24 protein-coding genes, 1 tRNA gene and 1 pseudogene are annotated in these 23068 nt (G+C 64.8%); 10 read left to right on the top strand and 16 right to left on the bottom strand.

Annotated elements, in window-relative coordinates:
* Nucleotides 1-29: 29 nt before the first annotated feature.
* Together ACQREB_RS02460 and ACQREB_RS02465 are read right to left on the bottom strand one after the other, a co-directional pair.
* Nucleotides 30-602: a hypothetical protein gene (locus ACQREB_RS02460; RefSeq protein ID WP_427764885.1), complete on the bottom strand. Its 573-nt coding sequence runs from the start codon at nt 600-602 to the stop codon at nt 30-32.
* 49 nt (nt 603-651) lie between these two features.
* Nucleotides 652-1005 carry a hypothetical protein gene (locus ACQREB_RS02465; RefSeq protein ID WP_427764887.1) on the bottom strand — a complete coding sequence of 118 codons (354 nt, stop codon included), beginning with the start codon at nt 1003-1005 and terminating at the stop codon, nt 652-654.
* 287 nt (nt 1006-1292) lie between these two features.
* Between ACQREB_RS02465 and ACQREB_RS02470 the strand changes: the two genes are divergently transcribed.
* The 4 genes from ACQREB_RS02470 (at nt 1293) to dgt (ending at nt 5336) form a co-directional block, all read left to right on the top strand.
* Entirely contained in the window at nt 1293-2036 is a 744-nt protein-coding gene (locus ACQREB_RS02470) for a YggS family pyridoxal phosphate-dependent enzyme (protein WP_427764890.1), read from the top strand.
* Nucleotides 2037-2122: 86 nt separating this feature from the next.
* Nucleotides 2123-2686 (top strand): hypothetical protein, encoded by a 564-nt coding sequence (locus ACQREB_RS02475; protein WP_427764891.1) that lies wholly within the window; start codon nt 2123-2125, stop codon nt 2684-2686.
* Between the two features lie 77 nt (nt 2687-2763).
* Entirely contained in the window at nt 2764-3900 is a 1137-nt protein-coding gene (locus ACQREB_RS02480) for a metallophosphoesterase (RefSeq protein WP_427764893.1), read from the top strand.
* 41 nt (nt 3901-3941) lie between these two features.
* Nucleotides 3942-5336 carry a dGTP triphosphohydrolase gene (dgt, locus tag ACQREB_RS02485; protein WP_427764896.1) on the top strand — a complete coding sequence of 465 codons (1395 nt, stop codon included), beginning with the start codon at nt 3942-3944 and terminating at the stop codon, nt 5334-5336.
* A gap of 99 nt (nt 5337-5435) precedes the next feature.
* Here the strand turns inward: dgt and ACQREB_RS02490 are convergent, their stop codons facing one another.
* The 3 genes from ACQREB_RS02490 to ACQREB_RS02500 form a co-directional block, all read right to left on the bottom strand.
* Nucleotides 5436-6944 carry an NAD(P)(+) transhydrogenase (Re/Si-specific) subunit beta gene (locus ACQREB_RS02490; protein WP_427764899.1) on the bottom strand — a complete coding sequence of 503 codons (1509 nt, stop codon included), beginning with the start codon at nt 6942-6944 and terminating at the stop codon, nt 5436-5438.
* Between the two features lie 4 nt (nt 6945-6948).
* On the bottom strand, nt 6949-7233 hold the full coding sequence (locus ACQREB_RS02495) for an NAD(P) transhydrogenase subunit alpha (RefSeq protein WP_427764902.1): 285 nt from the start codon (nt 7231-7233) through the stop codon (nt 6949-6951).
* Nucleotides 7234-7389: 156 nt separating this feature from the next.
* Nucleotides 7390-8511 (bottom strand): NAD(P) transhydrogenase subunit alpha, encoded by a 1122-nt coding sequence (locus ACQREB_RS02500; RefSeq protein ID WP_427764905.1) that lies wholly within the window; start codon nt 8509-8511, stop codon nt 7390-7392.
* Nucleotides 8512-8685: 174 nt separating this feature from the next.
* On the opposite strand from ACQREB_RS02500, the gene ACQREB_RS02505 reads away from it, so the two are divergent.
* Nucleotides 8686-8773, top strand: a tRNA-Ser gene (locus ACQREB_RS02505).
* A 198-nt stretch (nt 8774-8971) separates the two neighbouring features.
* A complete protein-coding gene (locus ACQREB_RS02510; RefSeq protein ID WP_427764908.1) occupies nt 8972-9880 on the top strand; it encodes an FKBP-type peptidyl-prolyl cis-trans isomerase in 909 nt (302 codons plus the stop codon).
* A 94-nt stretch (nt 9881-9974) separates the two neighbouring features.
* Here ACQREB_RS02510 and ACQREB_RS02515 read toward each other — a convergent pair whose 3' ends face one another.
* From ACQREB_RS02515 to coaD, 3 genes are read right to left on the bottom strand one after another with little or no spacing between them, the layout of a single operon-like run.
* Nucleotides 9975-10535 (bottom strand): PH domain-containing protein, encoded by a 561-nt coding sequence (locus ACQREB_RS02515; protein ID WP_427764911.1) that lies wholly within the window; start codon nt 10533-10535, stop codon nt 9975-9977.
* 5 nt (nt 10536-10540) lie between these two features.
* Nucleotides 10541-11140, bottom strand: coding sequence for a LemA family protein (locus ACQREB_RS02520; protein ID WP_427764914.1), 600 nt, complete (start codon nt 11138-11140; stop codon nt 10541-10543).
* Nucleotides 11141-11185: 45 nt separating this feature from the next.
* Nucleotides 11186-11716 (bottom strand): pantetheine-phosphate adenylyltransferase, encoded by a 531-nt coding sequence (coaD, locus tag ACQREB_RS02525; RefSeq protein WP_427764917.1) that lies wholly within the window; start codon nt 11714-11716, stop codon nt 11186-11188.
* Nucleotides 11717-11789: 73 nt separating this feature from the next.
* Here coaD and ACQREB_RS02530 point away from each other — a divergent pair, with 73 nt between their 5' ends.
* The 4 genes from ACQREB_RS02530 to ACQREB_RS02545 all read left to right on the top strand — a co-directional run bounded on the left by ACQREB_RS02530 (nt 11790) and on the right by ACQREB_RS02545 (nt 14597).
* Complete coding sequence (locus ACQREB_RS02530) at nt 11790-12434, top strand: CDP-alcohol phosphatidyltransferase family protein (RefSeq protein ID WP_427764919.1); 645 nt, start codon at nt 11790-11792, stop codon at nt 12432-12434.
* Between the two features lie 3 nt (nt 12435-12437).
* On the top strand, nt 12438-12971 hold the full coding sequence (locus ACQREB_RS02535) for a phosphatidylglycerophosphatase A family protein (RefSeq protein WP_427764922.1): 534 nt from the start codon (nt 12438-12440) through the stop codon (nt 12969-12971).
* An 87-nt stretch (nt 12972-13058) separates the two neighbouring features.
* A complete protein-coding gene (locus ACQREB_RS02540) occupies nt 13059-13589 on the top strand; it encodes a hypothetical protein (protein ID WP_427764925.1) in 531 nt (176 codons plus the stop codon).
* Between the two features lie 93 nt (nt 13590-13682).
* Nucleotides 13683-14597 carry an EamA family transporter gene (locus ACQREB_RS02545; RefSeq protein WP_427764927.1) on the top strand — a complete coding sequence of 305 codons (915 nt, stop codon included), beginning with the start codon at nt 13683-13685 and terminating at the stop codon, nt 14595-14597.
* Between the two features lie 22 nt (nt 14598-14619).
* Here the strand turns inward: ACQREB_RS02545 and dxs are convergent, their stop codons facing one another.
* From dxs to folK, 8 genes and pseudogenes are all read right to left on the bottom strand, one after another.
* On the bottom strand, nt 14620-16521 hold the full coding sequence (dxs, locus tag ACQREB_RS02550; protein ID WP_427764930.1) for a 1-deoxy-D-xylulose-5-phosphate synthase: 1902 nt from the start codon (nt 16519-16521) through the stop codon (nt 14620-14622).
* Nucleotides 16522-16554: 33 nt separating this feature from the next.
* Entirely contained in the window at nt 16555-16797 is a 243-nt protein-coding gene (gene xseB, locus ACQREB_RS02555) for an exodeoxyribonuclease VII small subunit (RefSeq protein WP_427764933.1), read from the bottom strand.
* A 16-nt stretch (nt 16798-16813) separates the two neighbouring features.
* On the bottom strand, nt 16814-17332 hold the full coding sequence (locus tag ACQREB_RS02560) for a nitroreductase family protein (protein ID WP_427764936.1): 519 nt from the start codon (nt 17330-17332) through the stop codon (nt 16814-16816).
* Between the two features lie 59 nt (nt 17333-17391).
* Nucleotides 17392-17823, bottom strand: a complete 432-nt coding sequence (gene aroQ / locus ACQREB_RS02565) for a type II 3-dehydroquinate dehydratase (RefSeq protein WP_427764939.1) — start codon at nt 17821-17823, stop codon at nt 17392-17394.
* Between the two features lie 292 nt (nt 17824-18115).
* Nucleotides 18116-19519: pseudogene (locus ACQREB_RS02570) on the bottom strand (Gfo/Idh/MocA family protein); the annotation flags it as partial.
* A 153-nt stretch (nt 19520-19672) separates the two neighbouring features.
* Entirely contained in the window at nt 19673-20671 is a 999-nt protein-coding gene (locus tag ACQREB_RS02575) for a malate dehydrogenase (protein WP_427764941.1), read from the bottom strand.
* Between the two features lie 50 nt (nt 20672-20721).
* Nucleotides 20722-22539 carry a ComEC/Rec2 family competence protein gene (locus ACQREB_RS02580; RefSeq protein WP_427764943.1) on the bottom strand — a complete coding sequence of 606 codons (1818 nt, stop codon included), beginning with the start codon at nt 22537-22539 and terminating at the stop codon, nt 20722-20724.
* Nucleotides 22527-23063, bottom strand: a complete 537-nt coding sequence (gene folK, locus ACQREB_RS02585) for a 2-amino-4-hydroxy-6-hydroxymethyldihydropteridine diphosphokinase (protein ID WP_427764946.1) — start codon at nt 23061-23063, stop codon at nt 22527-22529. The genes ACQREB_RS02580 and folK overlap by 13 nt, the downstream gene beginning before the upstream one ends.
* Nucleotides 23064-23068: the final 5 nt, after the last annotated feature.

Below are 23068 nucleotides of genomic sequence, written 5' to 3' on the forward strand. Positions count from 1 at the left end.
ATTAGGGTTAAAAAATTCAATGGGAGTCCTCAGCGCTTGAGCGCGACGTTCAAATCCTCCGCCAAAATCTTGATTTGATTCGCCAAGAGATGTTCGTCGATTTTTCTTTCTTCCACGGCGCCCCGAGTATGAAAAATCTGCACTTCGCCCTTCTTCGAAACGCGGAACTTGAAACCGAAATGTTTTTCCTGCTTGTCCGACACCTTTCTCTGACGCAGTCCGCTGATGAATTCCTTCATCTTCGAATTTTTGAAAGCCAGAAAAATCTTTTTCCATTCAAGATTGTGCAAGTTGTCTTTTTTCGAAGCGTCCTTCTTCGCGGGATAGACGCCGACCAAGATGAACCAGTCGGCCCGTTCACTTACGGGAAAAGCATTGAAGAAAAGATCATACCATCCATCCTCCAGCTCGTAGGCACGAGATTGCTTGACCTGCACGGTCAGCGGTTTGGCGGAGCCTTTCGCGTCGAAGGAACACAGCAAAAGATCTATTCCTTTTTCCTGAGGCGACGCCGGCACAAAGACGGAAACGTTCTTCAGGCGTTTGCGTAATTCTTCGGCGACGAAGTATTCGCCGACTTGAAGCGTGAATATCGGGTTCATGAATCTTTTGAATTAAGGGTTTATGTAGCGTGAGGAAAATTTTGATTTTTCAAGATTTGTTCTGTGAGCCGGCTTGCTCGTCACTGGGCGGTTTCGGATCGGAGGCGAGGTATTTCTTGACGGCGGAGGCGACAAGATCCTCGAGGGGAAGTTTTCGACCTTCGGCGAGGCGCTGAAGCTCCGCCAGTTCTTCGGGAGTGAGGTCGAGTTCGACGATTGTGGTTTCGGGGGACATTTCGTTTTCGGTAATCATGCGTTTGAGTGCGCCCCATTGTGCCACAACTTTAAGGTTTGTCAAGCGGGAACGCGGAAAACGATTCGCGGCGGGGGCGGGAAGCCCGGCACGACGCGCGCGTTCGGAGCGCGGGAACATCGCGGAGACTGTGGCATCGGAATGGCGCATACGGATACATTCGCGGGCCCGCGCGAAAAATCACGCGAAAATTTTTCGTCCGCGAAAAAAAATTCGGCGCGGTTCGCGCGGGGGCGGCGCGGATTTTTTCGGGGGAACCGCGAATTTCCGCGAATGACCGCGAATTTTCAGCGGAGAGCGAGCGTTCCCGCGGGGGCGGTTGCCCTCCCGTGAAATTCGCAGGAATTCGCGCTCATTCGCGGTTCCGGCAGAGCTTCGCGTCTTCGCGTCTGAAAAATTTCCGTGCGTTCCGGAGGCTTTCCGCGGATAATCCCGGCATGATTTCCTTCGAAGAGTTTTCCGAAAACTGCGCGCGCGTGCGGGAACGCGTCGCCGAGGCCTGCGCCGCGTGCGGACGCAATCCCGCGGAGGTGACGATTCTCCCGGTGACGAAGAACCACCCCGTCGCCGCCCCGCTCTACGCCGCGCGCGCCGGGTTCGCCGCCGTCGGCGAAAACCGCGTGCAGGAGGCGGAGACGAAGAAAAAGGAGTTCGCCGCGGGCGTTCCCGCGGGAACGCCGACGCCGCTACTGCGCTGGGAGCTCATCGGGCACCTGCAGAGCAACAAGGCGCGCCACGCCGCGGAGCATTTCGACAGAGTGCAGAGCGTCGATTCCATCGCGCTCGCGCGGAAGCTCGACCGCATCTGCGGCGAAATCGGGCGGGAACGCCTGCCGATTCTGCTGCAGGCGAACGCGGGGAGCGATCCCGCGAAATTCGGCACGACGGACTTCGACGCGCTGCGCGCGCTCGCCGAGGCCGCGCTCGCGGGAACGCGTCTGCGGCTCGACGGGCTGATGTGCGTCGCGCCCATAGACGACGATTCGCTCGAAACCGCGCGCCGCTGCTTCGACACGCTGCGGGAATGGCGCGACCGGCTCGAGGGCGAGTTCGGCGCGAAGCTCCCGGAGCTTTCGATGGGCATGTCTCACGACCTCGCGCCCGCCGTCGCCGCGGGCTCCACGATGGTGCGCGTCGGCACCGCGCTCTTCGGCGCGCGCGACTACGGCGCGGCGGTCTGAACAACGCGCGGAAGCGCCGAAAACTCCGCGTTCCCGCGCCGTTTTCTGTTTGACTGCGCGCGGGAACGCGCAAAGGATGAAACGCCGTGTTTCCTTCGTTCAAAAATATCCTCCGCGCGGCGGGAGCGTTCGCTCTCGGCGCAGCGCTCGTGAACCTCGCCGCCTGCAGACAGCCGCCGACGCCGCCTTATCGCGCGGAAGGGAGCGCCTTCGGCGTCGAATACGCCTCGTTCCACTGGAAGACGGAACAGGACTTCAAGCGCATTTCCGAATTCTTCACGGACGAGGAAAGCACGGGAAGCGACGTCGTCGTGCGCTCGGATCCGAGCGTGCGCGACGGGCTCTACCTCATCGTGAATCTCGAAAGCGGCACGGTCGTTCCCGAGGGAAGCGTCGCGGAGCTCGCCTACCTGCATCCGGAGCGCGCGGTCGTGCGGACGCAGCGCTGGACGCTGCCGGAATTCCGCGCGGCGCCGCAGCGCGAACTGCGTCTCGGGCTCACGGGCAAAACCTGGGGCAAACACCTTTCCCGCAAACGCCCCGCGGCGTGGAAGCTGAGCGTCGTCTCTCCCGACGGCGAGACGCTCGTGCTGCGGCGCTCCTTCCTTTGGACGGAAAAGGCGGAAACGCCGTCGGCGGCGGAGCGCTGACGCGCGGCGCGAATCGCCCTGCCCGCCCGCGCTTTTCGCCGCGGCGGGGCGCGAAATGATTGAATCGGACGAAAGACATGTGGATTTTCTTCATCGCCCTGCCGGGAGCGATTCTCGGGCTGAACCTTTTCCTCGCGTACGCGGCGCGTCGGCTCTTCGCCGCGCACGCGAAGCTCCGCGCGGCGGCGACCGCGCTCACGCTCGGCGCGCTGTTTCTGTTCGCGCTCGCGTTCGTCGGTTTTCTGATGCGGGCGCACGGCGGCGGCGTGTTCGGCTTCGCGTGGGAGTTTCTCGCGTTCGCGGTCGTTCCCGTGATTTATCTCGCGCTGTGGGCGGCGGCGGGAATGCTCGCGGCGAAGATTTTTCCGCGGCTCGCGCGCTTCAGATGGGCGTTCGCGGGAACGGGCGTCGCGCTCGTCGCGGCGGTCTGCGTCCTCGGCTTCCGGAAGTTCGAGCGCCCGCGCGTGCGCAGTTTCGCGTGGAATCCGCAGGAAAAGACCTTCGTCGAACAGGCCGCGGGAACGCCGAAGGCGCCCGGCGCGCTGCGCGTCGTCGCGACGGCGGACTGGCACCTCGGCTCGCGCGTCGGGCGCGAGCGCACGGAAAGGTTCGTCGCGCTCGTCAACGCGCAGAAGCCCGACGCGGTCGTCGTCGCGGGCGACTTGATCGACGGCGACGTCGCGCCCGTGGAGGCGGCGCGGCTCGACGAGGCGCTGCGCGGAATCGACGCCCCGCTCGGCGTCTTCGCGACGCTCGGCAATCACGAATATTTCGGCGACCTGCCGCGGGAACGCGCCTTCATCCGCCGCGCGGAAATCCGCCTGCTGCGCGATTCGCGCGCGCTCGTCGCGGACGAGACCGGCGCGCCGCGGCTGCTCTTCGTCGGGCGCGACGACGCGACGAACCGTTCCCGCGCGCCCGTCGCGTCGCTGCTCGCCGCGCGCCCCGAGGGCGTTCCCGCGTTCGTGATCGACCACCAGCCGAAAGGCGCGCCCGAAGCCGCCGCCGCGGGCGCGGACTTCGTGTTCTGCGGGCACACGCACGCGGGGCAGCTCTGGCCGGCGACGTGGCTCGTGGGCTTCTTCAACCCGCACGTCAGCGGCGCGTGGCGCGAGGCGGGAACGCTCGGCTACGTCACGTCGGGACTCGGGCTCTGGCACATTCCGTACCGCGTCGGCAGCGACTCGGAGCTCGTCGTCATCGACGTTCTGTGAGCGCGGCGCCTTCATCAACTCACCGGCTTTTGATTTTTGCGATGTCTCAGGAAAACATGCAGTGGACGCGCCTGCTTTCTTCGGCGCGGTGGACGGGCGGACCGGCCTCGGCGCGGGCGCGCGGCGCGGGAACGCCGCCGACCGCCGGCGATTCGCGCAATCCCTTCGAGCGCGACTACGGGCGCGTGCTTTATTCGTCGGCGTTTCGGCGCCTGCAGGACAAAACGCAGGTCTTCCCGCTCGGGCGCAACGACTACGTGCGCACGCGGCTGACGCACAGTCTCGAAGTCTCCTACGTCGGGCGCTCGCTCGGCGAGGCGCTGGGCGACCGGCTCGCGGGCGCGGAGGAATTCGCGGGAACGCCGGCGGCGGGCTCGCTCGGCGCGCGCGTCGGGGCGGCGGTCGCGTCGGCGTGTCTCGCGCACGACGTCGGCAATCCGCCCTTCGGGCACGCGGGCGAAAAGGCGATCGAGGAGGCGTTCAAGCGGCGCGGGCGCGCGGTGCGCTTCGAAGGCAACGCGCAGGGGCTGCGCCTGCTGACGAAGATCGGCGGCGATTCGATCGACGGGCACGGGCTGCAGCCGACGGCGGGAACGCTCGGCGCGTTCATGAAATACCCGTGCACGGAAAGTTTTTGGCTCGCGGCGAAAAACCGCGAAATCGTTCCCGCGAACCGTCTGGAATGCAAGAAATTCAGCGTCGCGGACACGGAGGCGGACGTCGCGCGCTTCGTCCGCGACGCGTGCGGGCTGATTCCGCGCGGCGACGCGGGAACGCGCCTCGCCTTCGCGCGGCACCCGCTGGCGTTTCTCGTCGAGGCGGCGGACGACCTCTGCTACCTCGTCGCGGACATGGAAGATTCCTTCAACGCGAAAATCGTCTCCTACGACGACGCGCGGCACTTTCTGAGCGCATTCTGGAAGCACGAGGACGCGGCTCGGCGGGAACGCGTCGAGACGCGGCTGCGCGAAATGGAGGCGCGGCGCGATCTGCACGGCGCCGTGAACTTCATGCGCGCGACGGCGATCGGCGGCGGCATTCGCGCAGCGACGGAGGCGTTCGACGCGAACGAGGGCGCGATTCTCGCGGGAACGTTCGAGAAAAGCCTCTTCGAGGCGAGCCGTCTGAGCGAGGAAATGGCGGCGCTGCGCGCGTTTTCGCTCGCGGAGATCTACCGCGCCCGCGTCGTCGGCTCGGTCGAACTGATGGGCTTTCAGGTCATGCAGGCGTTGGCGGATTTCTTTCTGGACTGGGCGGAAAATCCCGGAAGCGCGAAGGGCGAGAAAATCGCCTCGGTCTTCAGATTCCGCGACGAGACGGGAACGCCGGAAGGGCGCGTGCGCGAGGCGGTCGACTACATTTCCGGCATGACGGATTCCTTCGCGCTGGCGACGTACCGCCGACTCTGCGGCATTTCCGACGGCGGGAATTTCTGAAGCGTCTGCCGAATTTCTTCCCGCAAAAAAAGCGTTCCCGCGAATTTTCCGCGGGAACGCTTTTCTTTAAGCTTTAATCTTTAACCTTTAAGCTTTTCCTCACTCCTTGCCGAACTCGGAGACGAGCGAGGAGATCGTCGCCTTCGCGTCGCCGTAGATCATGCGCGTGTTCGGGAGCGTGAAGAGCTCGTTCTCGATGCCCGAGAAGCCCTTGCCCTTGCCGCGCTTGAGCACGAAGACCGTGCGCGCTTCGTTCGCCTTGATGATCGGCATGCCGTAGATCGGCGAAGACTTGTCGGAGGAGGCCGCCGGGTTCACGACGTCGTTCGCGCCGATGACGATCGCGACGTCCTGCATCGGCATCATCGGGTTGATTTCGTCCATCGTCTTGAGCTGTTCGTAGGGCACATCCGCTTCCGCGAGGAGCACGTTCATGTGGCCGGGCATGCGGCCCGCCACCGGGTGAATCGCAAAGGAGACTTCCGCGCCGTTGTCTTCGAGCTTCGCCGCGAGTTCCTTCACGACGTGCTGCGCCTGGGCGACCGCCATGCCGTAGCCGGGAATGAACACGACCGAGCGCGCCGCCTCGAGCACGAGATACGCGTCCTCGACGGAGACCGCCTTCGGTTCGGCGCCCGTTCCCGCCTTCTTCGACGAGCCGGAATCCGCCGCGCCGAAGCCGCTGAACAGCAGGTTGCCGATCGAGCGGTTCATCGCCTTGCACATGATGACCGTGAGGATCACGCCCGACGCGCCGACCAAGCAGCCCGCGACCACGAGCACGTTGTTGTTGATGACGAAGCCCGCCATCGCCGCCGCCAAGCCGGACAAGCTGTTCAAAAGCGAGATGACGACCGGCATGTCGCCGCCGCCGATCGGGAGCACGATCGTGATGCCCATCAGCAGCGAGACCGCGATGCCCGCGTAGAGCGCGACCGTCTGAACCGTCGCCGCGTCGCCCGCGGAGACGAGTCCCGGGAACAGATAGACGACCATCGCCGCGAGCGCGACGAGCACGATCAGCGCGTTGACGACCTGCTGCCCCGCGAAGAGCACCGGACGCCCGGAAATCTTTTCGGAGAGCTTGCCCCACGCGAGCAGCGAGCCCGTGAACGTGATCGCGCCGATGAGGATCGTCAGGTAAAGCGAGACTTCGCTGACGGGATTCGCCGCGACGTCGTGCACGGCGGGAGCGCCGTTTTCGAGCTTGGCGAATTCCGACCACGCGACGAGCAGCGAAGCCAGACCGCCGAAGCCGTTGAAGAGCGCGACGAGTTCGGGCATGCCGGTCATCTTGACCTTCTTCGCCCAGACCGCGCCGACGAGCGCGCCGACGGCGATGCCGCCGAAGCACCACAGGTAGCCGTTCTGAATCCAGTCGGTCGTCCAGGACTTCATCACGTCCGCGTCGAGGAAGACGGCGACGACGGCGATGAGCATGCCGAGGGAGGAAATCGCGTTGCCGCTGCGCGCGGTTTCGGTCTTTCCGAGGCGCTTGATGCCGAAAATGAACAGCACGCACGCCACGATGTAAGCGAGGTTGATCACCGTCGCGGGAACGGCGGGAGCGGATTCCGCGGCCGCCTGGGCCAAAATCAGGGTATTCATCGGATTATTTTCCTTTCTTCTTGAACATGCCGAGCATGCGGTCCGTCACGAGATAGCCGCCGACCACGTTGATCGTGGCGAAGACGATCGCGAGGAACGCGAGAATCATGCCGAGCGTTCCCGTCGCCTGAATCGCGCAGACGGCGAGAGCGCCGACGATCGTGATGCCCGAGATGGCATTCGTGCCCGACATCAGCGGCGTGTGCAGCTGCGACGGCACTTTCGCGATGAGCTCGAACCCGAGGAACGCGGCCATCACGAAAACGAAAAACAACATTATCATTTCCATGGTGATTTTTCTTTTGAGTTTTGATTGTTGAAATACGAAGCGGGAGGAGAGACGAGAGGCGAGAGCTTAGAGACGTTTGCGTTTCGCTTCGCGAAAAAAGATTTCCGCCCTTTTGTCAAACGCCTCTCGCCTCTCAGCTCTAAGCCCTCATCTTTTTTATTTGAACCTTTCGTGGACGATCGCGCCGCCGTGCGTGAGCAGGCAGCCCTTCATGATCGGCTCTTCGAGGTCGATCTTCAGCGTCTTGTTTTCCGCGTCCCAGAAGTGCTGCAGGAACGCCGAAATGTTGCCGGAGAACATCTTCGAGGCGTCCGCGGGAACGCGGCGCTCGAGGTTGTCCCCGCCGATGATGAGCACGCCGTTTTCCGTCACGACGTCCTTCGTCGGGTCGGAACCTTCGACGTTCCCGCCCGTCGAGACCGCCATGTCCACGATGACGCTGCCCGGCTTCATGCCCGCGATCATGTCTTTCGTGAGCAGGCGCGGCGCCTTGCGGCCGAAGACCTTCGCCGTCGTGATGACGACGTCGCTCTGCGCGCAGACCTTCGCCTGGCCCTTTTTCTGAAGTTCGAGCTGCTCCGGCGTGAGCTCCTTCGCGTAGCCCTGCGCCGTCTGGCCCATTTCGCCGAGGTCGATCTTGACGAACTTCGCGCCGAGCGACTTCACCTGTTCCTCGACGACCGGGCGCGTGTCGAACGCCTCGACGCGCGCGCCGAGGCGCTTCGCCGTCGCGATCGCCTGCAGGCCCGCGACGCCGACGCCGATGATGAACACGCGCGCCGGGGAAATCGTTCCCGCGGGCGTCATCATCATCGGGAAAATCTTCGGGAGCTTCGTCGCCGCGAGCATCACGGCGTAGTAGCCCGCGAGCGAAGTCTGCGAGCTCTGCACGTCCATCTTCTGGGCGAGCGTCGTGCGCGGGATCATTTCGAGCGAGACGGCGTTGAGGTCGGCCGCCGCGAACTCGTTGAGCAGCTCCTTCTCGTTGAACGGATCGAGGAAGCTCAGGTGCAGCGCGCCGGGCTTCATGCCCTTCGCGTTCTCGGGCTTGAGCACGCGCACGACGATGTCCGCCTCGGCGAGCGCCTTCGCGGGATCGTCCGCGAGCGTCGCGCCCGCCTTGACGTAGGCTTCGTCAGCGAAGCCGGACTTCTTGCCGAGCCCTTTCTCGACAACGATTTCGAAACCGAGGCGCGTCAGAATCGAGACGTCCTGCGGAATGAGAGCCACGCGCGTTTCTTCTTCGCGCTTCTCACGGGAAACGAATACGGTTTTCATAATTTAAAAGCTTGGGTTGAATCTCCGCACAGGCGGATTCTGAAAATCTACGCCTTCCCCGCCGCCGCGACAAACAAAAAACGCGGGAACGCGCTCGGAACGCGCGGCGCGCGCCTCCGGAAATTTCCTTGCCAGGCGGACGCGGATTTTCTTTGCTTGTAAAACCGTTTTCACGGAGAGATGGCAGAGCGGTCGATTGCGGCGGTCTTGAAAACCGTTGAGCCGAAAGGTTCCGGGGGTTCGAATCCCTCTCTCTCCGCCATTTTTCAAGCCGCCCGCGAAGCCGCGAAATGCCGACTTCGCGGGCGGCTTTATTCTCTTCCGGAACGACGCGCTTTTGCAGAAATCCTTCTCAGCCCGTCCCCGCGGGAAAACTTCGCGGGCGGCGCGTTCGGGGCGGCGGCGCGAATAAAGCATGGACAGGGGGCGGGAAAATCGGGAAACTTGGGGCTTTCAAATTATGATCAGAAACATCCTCCCCATTCTTGGAATGCTCGCCGTCGCTCCGTTCGTCGGCGCAGAAGAAAACGCCGCCGCTCCCGCGCAGACGCAGCAGGAAACGCCGCAGAAAGCCGGAATTTCCGCCGAAAAGAAGGCGCTCTTCCTCAAGATCGTCGGCTGCATCTCCGCGGCGCAGAACGGGCTCGAGCTCGCGGAACTGACGCCGGAAGAAAGCGCCGTCGTGATCGAAGGCTTCAAGCTCGGGCTCGCCGGCGACACCGCCGCCCTCGAGGACGCGCTGAAGAACGACCGCGACGCGTTCGCCGCGTTCATGCAGGCGTTCGAAGGCAAGATCCGCGCGAACGCGGCGGAGAAATCCCGCGCCGCGCTGAAGAAGATTTCCGACGAAAACCGCGCGAAGGGCGCCGCCTACGTCGAAAAATGCAGGGAAGACAAGGCGTTCGTCGCGCTCCCGTCGGGCGTGCTCGTGAAGGTCGAGAAGGCCGGCGACGCCGCGAACAAGCCGACGCCGGAAAGCTACATCGCCGTGCGCTACACGGGCAGACTGGTGGACGGCAAGATCTTCGATTCGTCCGAGCGCGACGCCGAAAGCGGCGATCCCGTCCCGTTCACGGACAAGAGCGAGCCCGCGGCGTTCCCGTTCCCGCTCGGCCAGCTCATTCCCGGCTGGATCGAGGCGCTGCAGACGCTCGGCGTCGGCGCGAAGGCGACGCTCGTCATTCCCGCCGATCAGGCCTACGGCGATTCGGGCCGCCTGCCGCCGGGCTCGACGCTCGTCTTCGACATCGAGCTCGTCTCCGTTTCCGACAAGGCTCCGGAACAGCCGCAGGAAGACGCCGAGGACGACGATTTCGGTCTCCCCGAAGACGCGGAAGCCGACCTCCCCGAAGACGCGGACGCGGAATAAGCCCCGCGCCTGCACGCGTCCGCGCGGACGCGCAAAAAAACGCCGCGAAGCCCGAAAGCTCCGCGGCGTTTTTCGTCTGCGGCGGGAACGGCGCTCAGGCCTTCGTCTCGCGCGCGTTCACGGCGACGCTGCGGGCGCTGATCAGCGCTTGGCGCACGCGCGCGGCTTCGGCGAGCCCGTAGAGGCGCACGCGGTTCTGCACGCCGCCGGAAATGTCCAGATCCAGCGCGTACACTTTGCAGAAGCGCATGAGCGGCGTCTGCCGCAGCGTGATGCGCGAGACCTTGTCGATCGGAATCGTCTTCTGCGAGAAGAAGCCGCAGTAGGTCGTTTCGGCGGAGATGACGTTTTTCTCGAACGCGTAGACGACGGACTTCGCGTAGCGGTCGGCGATGCGCGTCGAGAGCAGGTAGAACGCGACGTAGAGCACGAAGAAGATCGCGACCGCGAGCGTCAGATTTCCCGCGGCGAGAACGCGCAGCGCGAGCAGCGCGACGAACGCGAACACGGGAATGAACTGCCGCAGATGAAAATAGAGCGACAGCGCGGGAACGGAAATTTCGTAAGGCGTTTCCGCCAGCGGCTTCTGCGGCTTCGGCTCGGGACCGTTGTCGATGATGGCTTCGAGGTTTTCGTTTTCGTCGGGAGTTTCCATGATTTTCAGAAAGAGACTTTGACGTTGCGGCGCGCTTCGGGAGTTTCGATTTCGAGCTGCGGGCACGGCGAAAAGCCGAACGCGCCCGCGATCAGCGCCGCCGGGAACGTCTCGCGCGCCGTGTTGTAGCTCATCACCGAATCGTTGTAGGCCTGCCGCGCGAACGCGATCTTGTTTTCCGTGGAGGAAAGCTCCTCCATCAGGCTCGCCATGTGCGCGTCGGACTTCAGATTCGGATAGGCCTCGACGACGACGCGCAGGCCCGCGAGCGCGGAGCCGAGGAGCCCTTCGGCGGCGCCGAGCTTCGCCATCGCGCCGGCGGCGGTCGGATCGGCGGCGGCGGCGTTCGCCGCGGCGCGGGCCGCTTCGCGCGCTTCCGTGACGGCCTGCAGCGTCTCGCGCTCGTGCTTCAGAAAGCCCTTCGCGGTCTCGACGAGGTTCGGAATCAGGTCATGACGGCGCTGCAGCTGAACGTCGATCTGCGAGAACGCGTTTTTCACGCGGTTGCGCGACGCCACGAGCCCGTTGTAGACGGAGACCGCCCAAAACGCGATGACGAGAAGCGCCGCGCCGACGACGCAAAGAGGAAGAATCAACTCTGACATGACGATTTATATCTGCGCCGCATTCTAACGCGCGCGCGCCGAGCGTCAACCGCGTTCCCGCGGGAACGTCGGCTTCGGGAACTTTTTTTTCAGGCGCGTCATGACCGCGTCGGGCACATAGCCTTCGATGCGCGAGGCGTCGATGCGCACGATCTGCTTCACGAACGAGGAATTGAAATAGAGAAATTCCTTCGTGGGCATCATGTAGATCGTCTCCACGCGCGCGTCCAGGCGGCGGTTGTGCATGTCGAGCAGGAGCTCGGACTCGAAGTCCGAGACGAGGCGCAGCCCGCGCACGATGACGCCCGCGCCGAGCCGCACGGCGTTGTCCACCGTCAGTCCCTCGATGAGGACGGGCTCGACCTGCGGCGTTCCCGCGAAGACTTCGCGCAGCATCTCCACGCGTTCCTCCGGCTCGAAGAGCGGATTCTTTTCCGGGTTCTTCGCGACGGCGACGTAGACCTTGTCGAAAAGGCGCGCCGCCCGCCCGACGACGTGCAGGTGGCCGTTGTGCACGGGATCGAAGCTGCCCGGATAAAGCGCGACGCGCGGCGAAAGCGTTTGGGGAGACGTCATGATTTAATTTTCAAATTTGCGGGAAATGACTTAAAGTTTCCGCTTTCCGCATTTTTTTGGCAAGTTATAACGCATGAGACACCTTCCGAACATTCTGACGCTGTCGCGCATTCCGATGCTCTTCGTCATCGTCGCGCTGCTGTGCTTTCCCGCGAGATTCGGCGACACGGCCGCGCTCGTCCTCTTCGTCGCCGCCGCCGTCTCCGACTGGCTCGACGGCTACATCGCGCGGCGCGTCGGCGCGGTCTCCAACTTCGGCAAGCTCATGGACGCGCTGACCGACAAGATCATCATGGTCGGGCTCTTCGTCGCCCTGCTCGGTCTGCGCTGGAAGCTGCCGGACGCCTACGGCAATTCCGCGAGCGAGCTCGAGACGCTGCTCCCGCAGCATTGCGTGCTGCTCGTCATGGTCATCATCTGTCGTGAATTTCTCATTACGGGGCTGCGCCTCGTCGCCGCGAGCAACGGCGTCGTGCTCGCCGCGGAGAAGGCGGGCAAGATCAAGACCGCGCTGCAGATGATCTCCGTCTCGCTGCTGCTTTTCGCGAAGGCGCTCGCGTCGGACTGGCTCGCCGCCGGCGTTCCCGAGGCGCTTCCCGTCTGGGCGCGCGAGCTCGGGCTGTGGACGTTCTACGCCGCCGTCGTGCTCACCATTTATTCCGGGACGGGCTACCTCGTCCGCAACCGCAAGATCTTTCTCGGCGACGCAGCCCGTTGAACCATGAATTCCGCAAACGAAAAACTTCCCTTCGGCGACCGCGTTCTCGGAGCGATCGCGACGCTCGGCCCCGTCGGCAGAAAACTTCCCGCTCCCGGCACGTGGGGTTCCGTCGCGGGAACGGCGTTCTACGCGCTCGCGTTCCAGGCGACGGGCATCAACACGCCGGCGACGTTTCTCGAGTTCGCGATCTGGGCGGCGCTGCTCGTCGTGTGCGCCGTTCCCGTCTGCGAAGCCGGCGAAAAATGCCTCGGCCGCACCGATCCCGGCGAGGTCAATTTCGACGAATTCGCCGTGATGCCCGTCTGCTTCGCGGGGCTCGGCGAAATCATCGCGAACAGCCCGAACACGCTTTACTGGCTGCTCGCCGGCTTCGTGCTTTTCCGGCTCTTCGACATCTTCAAGCCGCTCGGCATCAAAAAGCTGCAGAGCCTCAAAGGCGGCTGGGGCGTCGTCGCCGACGACTTCGCCGCCGCGCTCGCGACCTGCGCCTGCCTCTGGACCGCGAACGCCGCGATCGACCGCTTCTTCCTTTGAGAACGCGCCGCGGGCGCGAGCGGGAGCCTTTCCTTTTTTCGCTCGCGTTCCCGCGCCGCTTTCCTGCATGATAGAAAAACTTTTTCCATGGCAACCTCCTTTAATCGCAAGAAAACCGTCGGGGCCTTCGGCTCCAACAAGATTCGCCCGGTCGGGCATCATTACGAAGTGCTGCTGAACGAGCGCGCCGAACCCGCCGCGCCGCAGCCGCAGGATCCGAACCGCCCGAACATCGCGAACATCCTCATCGACTTCGCGCGCCCGATTCTCGGCCAGGCGGGCGGCAACCACACCGCGCTCAAGGGCGCGATGAACGTCGCCGTGCTCATCTGGAACGCGCTCGTCGAAGGCGACGCCGCCGTCGCCGCCGCGCGCGAAAAGCTCATCGCCCTGCCCGACGCCTCGCCCGCGCAGATCGACGAGCTCCTCGCCGCCATGCGCGAACGCCGCCAGGTCGTCGGTCCCGTGAATCTGCTCGTCCGCAAGTTCGACCTCAACTTCACGAAGCACGGCATCAATTTCTCCGTCTCGACGATGCCGAGCTCGCACGTCGAAGGCGTCGAGAAGTCGCCCTTCCTTTCCGCGCTCGGAGCCAAGCCCGCCGCCGACGCGCAGTGAGATTTCGGAACGCCGTTTCCGTCCCCGTTCCCGCGTCTTCCCGCGGGAACGTTTTTTCATACGTTCCGATTTCGGAGATTTTTCGAAAAAAAGATGATCGACGACACGGTCAAGGGCTTGGCTTTCGGCGCCGCGGGCGCGATTTCCTACGGCATGAATCCGCTTTTCGCGCTCCCGCTTTACGCGGAAGGCCTGACGCCGGATTCCGTGCTCTTCTACCGCTACCTCGGCGGCATCGCGTTTCTTGCGGTGCTAATGCACGCGCGGCGCGTATCGTTCGGAATCACGCGGCGGGACGCTGCCCTGCTCGTCTTCATGGGCGTGCTCATGGCGTCGTCGTCGCTGTTCCTGTTTCTTTCGTACAATTTCATGGCGGCGGGAATCGCCTCCACGCTGCTTTTCGTGTATCCGCTGATGGTCGCCCTGATCATGGCGTTCCGCTTCCGCGAAAAATTCTCCGCGATCACCGCCGCGAGCATCGCGCTGACGCTCGCGGGAACGGCTCTGCTCTACAAGGGCGAGGACGGCGCCGCGCTCAGCCTCGCGGGAATCGGGCTCGTGATGCTCTCCGCCCTGTTCTACGCGATCTACATCGTGTGCGTGAACAAGACCTCGCTCAGCGCGACGCCGGCGCTGAAGCTCACTTTCTACGCGACGCTCTTCGGCTCGCTTCTGTTCGTCTTCAGACTGGATTTTCTCGCGGATCTGCAGATGCTCCCGTCGTGGCGCGCGTTCGCGTGCGCGCTTCTGTTGGGAATTTTCCCCACCGGCGTTTCGTTCGCCTGCGTCGCGCGCTCGATAAGCCTCATCGGCTCGACTCCGGCGGCGATTCTCGGCGCGCTCGAGCCCGTGACCGCCGTGATTTTCGGCGTCCTCGTGTTCGGCGAAGCCCTCACGCCGCGCCTCTCGGCGGGAATCGCGCTGATAATTTTCGCGGTGCTTCTGGTTGTCGCGGGCAAGCGCCTGCCCGCCCTGCTCCGGCTCGCGCGCGGCGGAAAAAACGCCTGACTCGCCCCGTCGCCGCGCGCGTTCAGCGGGCTTGACGGGCGAGAGCGCCGAGGACGCGGGCGGCGATCGCCTCGTCGGAAAGGCCGTGGCGTTCCCGCAGGTCGGCGGCGTTCGAGGCGTGCCCGACGAAGACGTCCGGCCAGCCGATGCGCACGACGGGAACGCCGATTCCGGCGTCCGAAAGCGTCTCGAGCACCGCGGAGCCGAAGCCGCCCGCCAACGCGTGGTTTTCCACCGTCACGAAAAGCCGGGCGCGTTTCGCCTGCTCGGCGAGCAGCTCTGCGTCGATCGGCTTGCAGAAGCGGGCGTTGACGAGCGTCGGCGCCCTGCCGCCGCGTTCCCGCGCGAGGCGCGCGGCGAGCGTCTTCGCGACGGGCATCGCCGCGCCGCCGAGCGCCCAGATGCAGACTTCGCCGTCGTCCGTTCCCGCGTCGAGCACTTCCGCCCTGCCGACGGGCAGCGTCGCGGGAACGTCCTTCACGGGAACGCCCGCCGCCTCGCCGCGCGGGTAGCGGATGAGCGCGGGCGCGCCGAGCGCGAACGCCGTCGCCATCATGTCCGCGAGCTCGTCTTCGTCCTTCGGCTGCATGATGACGAGATTCGGGAGCGCGCGTAGCATCGCCATGTCGTAGAGCCCGTGGTGCGTCGCGCCGTCCTGCGGAGAAAGTCCCGCGCGGTCGAGGCAGAAGACGACGGGCAGATTCTGCAGACACACGTCGTGCATCACCATGTCCGCCGCGCGCTGCATGAACGACGAATAGATCGCCACGCAGGGCTTGAAGCCCTTGCTCGCGAGCCCCGCGGCGAAGATGACGGCGTGCCCTTCGGCGATGCCGACGTCGAAATACTGTTTCGGGAGCGCCTGCTTCAGCAGATTCAGCGACGTTCCCGAGGGCATGGCGGCCGTGATGCCGACGATTTTTTCGTCCGCGCGCGCGAGCTTCACGAGCGTCTTCCCGAAGCATTCCTGCCACGCGGGAGCGTTTTTTTTCGCGAGGCGCAGTTCGCCCGTCGCGGGATCGAAGGGAGCGCAGCCGTGGAATTTTTCCGGATTCGCGATCGCCGCCGGCAGGCCTTTTCCTTTCGTCGTGCGCACGTGCAGCAGAATCGGGCGGTCCGCCTTCTTCGCGAATTCCAGGTAGGAGATCAGCGCGCCGAGGTCGTGCCCGTCCGCCGGACCGAGGTAGCGCAGCTTGAAATTTTCGAACAGCGGCGAAGAGCCCAAAGAAAGGACGTTCTTCTTTTCCTGCTTCCAGGCGGAACCGGCGCGGATCAGGTGCGCGCCGCCGGGAATCTTTTCGAAGAACTTGCGCATGCCGCGCGTCGCCTCGTTGTAGACGGGCGTCATGATCAGCTTGTTCAGGTATTCCGCGACGGCGCCGACGTTGCGGTCGATGGACCATTCGTTGTCGTTGAGGACGACGATGAGGCGCTTCGTGTGCGCGGCGATGTTGTTGAGCGCCTCGAGCGTCGCGCCGTTCGTGATCGCGGCGTCGCCGACGACGGCGACCACGTGCCCGTCTCCGCCGGAAAGGTCCCGCGCCGCCGCGATGCCGAGCGCCGCGGAAAGCGCCGTTCCCGCGTGACCGCAGCCGAACGCGTCGTGCGGGCTTTCCCGGCGGGAACAGAAGCCGGAGACGCCGCCCGTCTTGCGCAGCGCGTCGAAAGCCTCGCCGTTGCGCCCCGTGAGCAGCTTGTGCGCGTAGCACTGGTGCGAGACGTCGAAGACGATGCTGTCGCGCGGCGTCGAAAACACGCGGTGAAGCGCGATCGTGAGCTCGACGACGCCGAGATTCGGACCGACGTGCCCGCCGTTTTTCGACGTGACGCCGATGATGCGTTCCCGCAGCTCTCGGGCGAGCTCGGGGAGTTTTTCGGACGGCAGTTTCTTGACGTCGTCCGGACCTGAAATCTTTTCCAGCACGGGCGGAACGGGTGCGATTTTCGGCGCGCGCGCTCAGGCGTCGCGCTCTTCGAAGGGCTCGGAGAGGGCGTTCCCGTCGGCGTCCGCGCCGCGCAGCTGTTCGATGCGCAGTTCGGCTTCGGCGAGCTTTTCCTGGCAGCTCTTCAGGTGCTTCATGCCTTTTTCGTAGCGCTCGACGAGCGTGGAAAGCGGCACATCGCCGGCCTCGAGGGACTCGACGATTTCTTCGAGCTTCTTCAGCTCCTCTTCAAACGAAAGTTCTTTGGGCTTCGCCATGGTCGGAAAATCGGTTTCAGAATTTTTCGCGGTGAATCTTTTCCGGCTTCCATTTGTCCTTGGCGCGCTCCGTGCCGTCCAGCGGAACGCCGATCGTGAGGAGCGCCATCGGCATCAGCCGCGCGGGAACGCCGAGAATCTCCGCGACCCGCGCCGCGCGTTCCTCGCGCGGGAAAAGCCCGCACCAGCACGCGCCGAGCCCGAGCGCCTCCGCCGCAAGCAGAGCGTTCTCGACCGACGCCGAGCAGTCCTGCTGCCAGTAGCCCGACCATTCGTTGTCCAGAACGCCGCAGACGACGAGCGCCGCGCCCGCGTCCTTGAGCATCGGCGCGTTCGGCAGCACGGCGCCGAGCGCGTCCAGTGTCTCGCGCTTCGTCACGACGACGAGCTCGCGCAGCTGCTGATTGCGCGCCGAGGGCGCGGCGAGCGCGGCGCGGCAGAGCGTCTCCAGGGCGGATTCCTCGACGGGTTTCGCGGTGTCGTAGCGGCGGACGCTCCGGCGCGAGAGAATGAGATTAAGAAGTTCCTGATTCATGACTTTTTTTACGATAAGCGAAGCCGCTCAAAACTCAACGGGATTCTCACCGCGCGGCTTCAGCGCTTCGCGAGAAATTCCAGCGCGTGCGCGTAGCCCGCGACGCCCAGCCCGCAGATCTGCCCGACGCAGACCGGTGCCGTCAGCGAACGCTTGCGGAATTCCTCGCGCGCGTGGACGTTGGAGATGTGCACCTCGACGGCGGGAACGCCCGCGCCCGCGATGCAGTCGCGCAGCGCGACGCTCGTGTGCGTGAACGCGCCGGGATTGACGACGAGCCCGCAGAAGCCGCGCGCCGCCCAGTCGTAGATCTTGTCCAGCAGCGCGCCTTCGCTGTTGCTCTGGAAGCATTCGATTTCGCAGCCGAGCTCCGCCGCGCGCGCGGCGAGCGCCTTTTCGACGTCCGCGAGCGTCGTGCTTCCGTAAATCGCGGGTTCGCGTTTTCCGAGCCAATTGAGATTCGGGCCGTTGAGAATGCCGATTTTTTTCATGCCCGCAACGATACTCGCTTCGCGGGAACGCGTGAAGCGGAAAATTCGCGCGCGGGGCGGAGAGAAGGTTATGAGGTGACGAGGTTATGGAGGTTATGAAGTTCTTTGCGTTCGGCTTCGCCGAAAGGATTTCAAAAAATCTTTTTCGCGAAGCGAAACGCAATCAACCTCCATAACTCCGTCACTTCCATCACCTCACAAAAAAAACGTTCCCGCGGGGAAGCCCGGCGGGAACGCTCTTCTCGAAATCCGAAACCCGGAATCAGTACCAGGTGTTTTCGGAAGTGTACATCTTGTAGCCCTTGACGTCGTTCCAGTGACCGCGCGTGAAGTCGGGCACCTCGACGGGAGCGCTGTTGTTGTTCATGGAAATCGCGCCGAGTTCGGCGAGGCAGCACCATTCGGCGATGTCGTACACGTCGAGGTCCATCGGCAGACCGTTCTGCAGGCAGTACACCATGCGGTAGTCCATGATGAAGTCCATGCCGCCGTGGCCGCCGACGTTCTTCGCCTTTTCTCCGATTTCCGTGATCAGCGGGTGCTGATACTTGGCGATGAGGGCGTTGCGCGCGTCCTTCGGCAGGAAGCCGTGCGCGTTCAGATTTTCGTGATTCGGCACGCCTTCGACGACGGCTTTCTTGCCTTCGATCGCGTAGCCTTCGACCGGATACTTGTTTGCGAAGCCCGCCGTTCCCGTCAGCTGATATTTGCGGCTGTAGGGCTGCGGCGTCATGACGTTGTGCTGGATCTCGATGACCTTGCCCTTCGCGGTGCGCAGGAGCGTCGTCGTGTGGTCGCCGTTCTGGAAGTCGGGGCAGTCCGCGCCCGTAGCGTTCTTGACGAGTTCCCGTCCGATGAAGGAACCGGTGTCCATGGCGACGAGCGTCGTCAGGCGGTCGCCGCGGTGAATGTCCATGACCTGGCAGACCGGCCCGAGCCCGTGCGTCGCATAGACGTCGCCGCGGTGCAGGCGGTTGTATTCGAGACGCCAGCCGAGCTTGTCGTTCTTGTCCTTCTTCCAGTACCAGTTCCAGAAGCCGCTGAGGTCGTGGATGTACGCGCCCTCGCCGCGGATGATTTCGCCGAAGACGCCCTTCTTCGCCATGTTGAGCGTGTTGAGCTCGAAGAAGTCGTAGCAGCAGTTTTCAAGCTGGATGCAGTGCTTGCGCGTGCGCTCGGAAGTGTTGATGAGATCCCAGCAGTCCTTGATCGACATCGCCGAGGGAACTTCGATCGCGGCGTGCTTGCCGTTTTCCATCGCGCAGAGCGCCACGGGAACGTGGTGATTCCAGTCCGTCGCGATGTAAACGAGATCGACGTCCGGACGCTTGCAGAGTTCCTTGTAGCCGTCTTCGCCGTAGTAGATCGCGGAATCGGGGAGGTTCAGCCCGAGGCGCTGATTCTGGTTGTCGGCGCGCGCTTTTTCATGGTCGCACAGCGCGACGATTTCGACGTTCAGGCCGACGTCCTTCATGTGCGTGAAGCGTTCGACGGCGCCGGGACCACGCATGCCGAGCCCGACGAAGGCGACGCGGACGGTCTTCAGCGCGGGCGTGCGCAGTTCGAGCACGTGCTTCTGTCCGGCGGGGCGCTCGGGAACGGCCGTGCGGATGACGCCGTCGGCGCCGCGCGTCCACTGCGCGGTGAATTGCGGGTTGAGACCGTCGGCGGCGGTAGTCTCGGCGGAAAGCGGCATGAACGCCGCGAACGCGAGCGCCGAAACGGCGAGGATAGTGTTCAGTTTTTTCATGATTTTCGTTTTAGGATTTTCGGTGAAGTGTCAAAAATTCAATCCGTTCCCGCGGAGAAAGTTCCCGATGGAACGGATTTTTCGGAGACGGAAGCGCGCTCAGAGCTTGCAGCCGAGAGCTTCGGCGGCGGTGTCGCGCTCTTCCTTGAGTTCCTGAATGGAGGCGTCGATCTTCGCGCGCGCGAAATCGTTGATCTTCAGCCCCGCGACGATTTCCCAGGTGCCGTCGGCCTTCGTGCGGACGGGGAAGCCGGTGATGATGCCGGGTTCCGTGCCGTATTCGCCCTTGGAGACGACGCCGACGCTGTACCAGTCGCCCGGCGCGGTCGGCGTGACGAGATTGCGGACCGTGTCGCACGCCGCGTTCGCCGCGGAAGCCGCCGAGGAGGCGCCGCGCGCTTCGATGATCGCCGCGCCGCGCTTCTGCACGACCGGAATGAACGTGTTTTCGAGCCATTCCTTGTCGGTGATGACTTCCGTCGCGGGCTTGCCGTTGATCGTCGCGTTGAAGAAGTCCGGGAACTGCGTCGAGGAGTGGTTGCCCCAAATCGTCATGTTCTTGACGGCGGAGACGTGCACGCCCGCCTTCTGCGCGAGCTGCGACTTGCCGCGGTTTTCGTCGAGGCGCGTCATCGCGAAGAAACGCTCTTCGGGAACGCCCGTCGCGTGGCGCATCGCGATCAGCGCGTTGGTGTTACACGGGTTGCCGACGACGAAGACGCGGACGTCCTTCGCCGCGTTTTCGGCGATCGCCTTGCCCTGGCCGACGAAGATCTTGCCGTTGATGCCGAGCAGGTCCTTGCGCTCCATGCCCGCCTTGCGCGGCACCGAGCCGACGAGGAGGCACCAGTTCGCGTCCTTGAACGCGACGGCGGGATCGGACGTGGCGACGATGTCCGTCACGAGCGGGAACGCGCAGTCCTCAAGCTCCATGACGACGCCCTTGCACTTCGGCAGCGCGGGCTCGATTTCAAGCAGATTCAGCGCGACCGGCTGGTCCGGACCGAAGACGGAACCCGACGCGATGCGGAAAATCAGCGAATACGCGATCTGACCGGCGGCGCCGGTGATCGTCACACGAATGGGATTTTTTGCCATGATTTTTACGGTGTTGATTGTTGAAAAAACGTCTGCGGATTTTGCCCGTTTCAGAAGGCGAACGCAAGCAGATACGCGAGCAGGAAAAGCGGCGGGAACGCGAAGCGCAGCGCCGGACGCGCACGGACGGCGGGCAAAAACGCCCCGACCGCGAACGCGAGCAGCACGAGCGCCCCGCCGAGCGCGCCCAGGCGCGGATCCGCAAAGCGCGTCTCGGCATCCGCCGGAAGCGCCGCCGCCGTTCCCGCGAACGCCTCCGCGCAGAACATCAGCGCGGCGTCCGCGCGCCAGACGAGCTCCGCGAGCGGCGCGGCTCCGGGCACGCAGAAAAGCGCGGCGGAGACGAGCCCCGCGCTCAGCAGAATCCCGAGAAAGGGAATGAGCGCGAGATTCGCGAGGACCGCGATCGGCGTGAAGACGCCGAAGCTCGCCGCGACGAACGACGCGCCCGCGACGAACGTGCCGAGCGAGACCGCGAACGCCGCGCAAACCTTCCCCCAGAGCGCCGAAGCGAAACGCCGCGCGGGCGAGAGCGCCGCCGCGGGAACGTAGCGGAAAAGCCGCAGCCGCGAGCGCAGAAAATCGCCGAGCGGAACGCCGTAGAGGAAAATCGACGCGACGACGGCGTAGGAAAGCCGGAAACCCGGCTCCGCGAAAAGCGCCGGCTCCCGCCACAGCGCGAACGACGCCGACGCGACCAGCGCGTTCAGCGGCTGAGCCGGGCGCCCCAGCAGACGCGCCGCGAGCAGAAAGACGATCATCGTCCACGCGCGCATCGCCGACGGAGCCGCGCCCGTGAGCCGCACGTAGAACCACGTCACGCCGGCCGTCGCCGCCGCCGTGAACCAGAACGGCGCTCGGTTGTCGGAAAACGAGACCGGAAAAACTCGGGCATAGAAACGTTTTTTTGCTCCACCCCAACGCGGTGCCCGCGCGCGGGAACACACGGCGAAGATCAGCGCCGCGAAGAGCGAGACGTGCAGCCCGCTCACCGCGAAGATGTGCGTCGTCCCCGAAAGCGCGAAGTCGTCGCGCTGTTCCCGCGTCAGCAGCGAGCGTTCGCCCAGAAGCATCGCCGCGAGCGCGCGCTGTTCGCGTTCCCGCGGCGAATCCGGATCGACGAGCTTCGCGATCAGCGCCGCCTTCATCGCCGCGAAACGGCGGGAAAGCGCGGCGTCGAAGCCCGTCGCCGAATCCGAAATTTCGACGTGGTCGCCGCCCGTCGCCCGCGCGCTCACGCGACGGGAACGCAGGAAATCCCGAAAGCCCTCGGAAAGCCGCGCGTCGCCCGCCGCGTCGGCGACGAGGGCGCGCATCCGCAGCCGCGTCCCTTCGAGCGGCGCCGCGGTCGTTTCCGTCTTGCGGAAAACGTAGAAGACGCGCGCGCCGACGAGCGCCGAACAGTCCTCGGAAATCCCGCGCACGCGCGCCAGCCCGCTCCAGGATTTTCCCGCGGAACGGAACGGCGTCTCGACTTCGAGCTCGACGACGGCCTCCGTCTCCGGAAACGCGCTCCAGTCGACGAGGCGCGGCGCGTTCGCGCTCCACCACGCGCCGGCGAGAAAAAACGCCGCCAGCGGCAGCGCGAACGTCCAGACCTCGCGCGCGATTTTTCCGAAGCGGCGCGGGAACGCGGCTCCGTCCGCGAAGCACGCGCCGAGAACGGCGAGCGCGACGGCGACGCCCGAGGCGACGACGCACGCCGCGCGCGGGAGCGCGAAGCCGTTTTCGCACAGCGCGCACGCGGCGAGCTGCGGCAGGAGAATCCAGAGCAGCGGTGCGCGGAAATTCCGGAGCGGAGAACGTTTTTCCGCCGCCTCGTCCGTCCCGTCGGGGGCGTTCCCGAGCGCCGCCTTCAGCGTTTCCATGGGAACGTTCCCGCGCGCCTCACGCCGGACCGGTCCGCGGCGGCGAGCGCGTCGAGCGTCTCGCGGCGCAGCGTCCGCCACGGTTCGCGCGCGAGCCGGGCGCCGCCGCCTTCAAAGATTTCCGCGAGCGGTTCGAGCACGAACGCGCGTTCCCGCCAGCGCGGATGCGGGAGCGTCAGCGACGGCGTCGCGCGCGTCTCCGCCTCGAAAAAAATCAAGTCCAGGTCGCAGGTGCGCGGCGCGTTCGGGAACGGGCGTTCGCGCCCGAGCGCCGTCTCCGTCGCGGCGAGCGTCGCGAGCAGCCTCTCCGGCGTCGTTCCCGCGGGCGCGCTCAGCGCGGCGGCGGCGTTCAGAAAATCCGGCGCGCCCGTCGCGCAGCCGACGGGCGCGGTCTCGTAAAGCGACGACACGGCGAGCACGCGCGCGCCCGCCGCCTCGACGCGCCGCAGCGCCTCGCCGAGCGTTTCGGCGCGGTCGCCGAGATTGGCGCCGAGCGCGACGACGGCGATGCGTTCCGACGCCATGCGGG

It is taken from the genome of Candidatus Spyradosoma sp. SGI.093 (genome assembly GCF_050314555.1).
Taxonomy (GTDB): domain Bacteria; phylum Verrucomicrobiota; class Verrucomicrobiia; order Opitutales; family UBA953; genus Spyradosoma.

Bases quoted from the DNA above. Each gene is read 5' to 3' on its own strand.
- ACQREB_RS02460 (WP_427764885.1), bottom strand. From the start codon at position 602: ATGAACCCGATATTCACGCTTCAAGTCGGCGAATACTTCGTCGCCGAA.
- ACQREB_RS02465 (WP_427764887.1), bottom strand. From the start codon at position 1,005: ATGCGCCATTCCGATGCCACAGTCTCCGCGATGTTCCCGCGCTCCGAA.
- ACQREB_RS02470 (WP_427764890.1), top strand. From the start codon at position 1,293: ATGATTTCCTTCGAAGAGTTTTCCGAAAACTGCGCGCGCGTGCGGGAA.
- ACQREB_RS02480 (WP_427764893.1), top strand. From the start codon at position 2,764: ATGTGGATTTTCTTCATCGCCCTGCCGGGAGCGATTCTCGGGCTGAAC.
- dgt (WP_427764896.1), top strand. From the start codon at position 3,942: ATGTCTCAGGAAAACATGCAGTGGACGCGCCTGCTTTCTTCGGCGCGG.
- ACQREB_RS02490 (WP_427764899.1), bottom strand. From the start codon at position 6,944: ATGAATACCCTGATTTTGGCCCAGGCGGCCGCGGAATCCGCTCCCGCC.
- ACQREB_RS02495 (WP_427764902.1), bottom strand. From the start codon at position 7,233: ATGGAAATGATAATGTTGTTTTTCGTTTTCGTGATGGCCGCGTTCCTC.
- ACQREB_RS02500 (WP_427764905.1), bottom strand. From the start codon at position 8,511: ATGAAAACCGTATTCGTTTCCCGTGAGAAGCGCGAAGAAGAAACGCGC.
- ACQREB_RS02510 (WP_427764908.1), top strand. From the start codon at position 8,972: ATGATCAGAAACATCCTCCCCATTCTTGGAATGCTCGCCGTCGCTCCG.
- ACQREB_RS02515 (WP_427764911.1), bottom strand. From the start codon at position 10,535: ATGGAAACTCCCGACGAAAACGAAAACCTCGAAGCCATCATCGACAAC.
- ACQREB_RS02520 (WP_427764914.1), bottom strand. From the start codon at position 11,140: ATGTCAGAGTTGATTCTTCCTCTTTGCGTCGTCGGCGCGGCGCTTCTC.
- coaD (WP_427764917.1), bottom strand. From the start codon at position 11,716: ATGACGTCTCCCCAAACGCTTTCGCCGCGCGTCGCGCTTTATCCGGGC.
- ACQREB_RS02530 (WP_427764919.1), top strand. From the start codon at position 11,790: ATGAGACACCTTCCGAACATTCTGACGCTGTCGCGCATTCCGATGCTC.
- ACQREB_RS02535 (WP_427764922.1), top strand. From the start codon at position 12,438: ATGAATTCCGCAAACGAAAAACTTCCCTTCGGCGACCGCGTTCTCGGA.
- ACQREB_RS02540 (WP_427764925.1), top strand. From the start codon at position 13,059: ATGGCAACCTCCTTTAATCGCAAGAAAACCGTCGGGGCCTTCGGCTCC.
- ACQREB_RS02545 (WP_427764927.1), top strand. From the start codon at position 13,683: ATGATCGACGACACGGTCAAGGGCTTGGCTTTCGGCGCCGCGGGCGCG.
- xseB (WP_427764933.1), bottom strand. From the start codon at position 16,797: ATGGCGAAGCCCAAAGAACTTTCGTTTGAAGAGGAGCTGAAGAAGCTC.
- ACQREB_RS02560 (WP_427764936.1), bottom strand. From the start codon at position 17,332: ATGAATCAGGAACTTCTTAATCTCATTCTCTCGCGCCGGAGCGTCCGC.
- aroQ (WP_427764939.1), bottom strand. From the start codon at position 17,823: ATGAAAAAAATCGGCATTCTCAACGGCCCGAATCTCAATTGGCTCGGA.
- ACQREB_RS02575 (WP_427764941.1), bottom strand. From the start codon at position 20,671: ATGGCAAAAAATCCCATTCGTGTGACGATCACCGGCGCCGCCGGTCAG.
- ACQREB_RS02580 (WP_427764943.1), bottom strand. From the start codon at position 22,539: ATGGAAACGCTGAAGGCGGCGCTCGGGAACGCCCCCGACGGGACGGAC.
- folK (WP_427764946.1), bottom strand. From the start codon at position 23,063: ATGGCGTCGGAACGCATCGCCGTCGTCGCGCTCGGCGCCAATCTCGGC.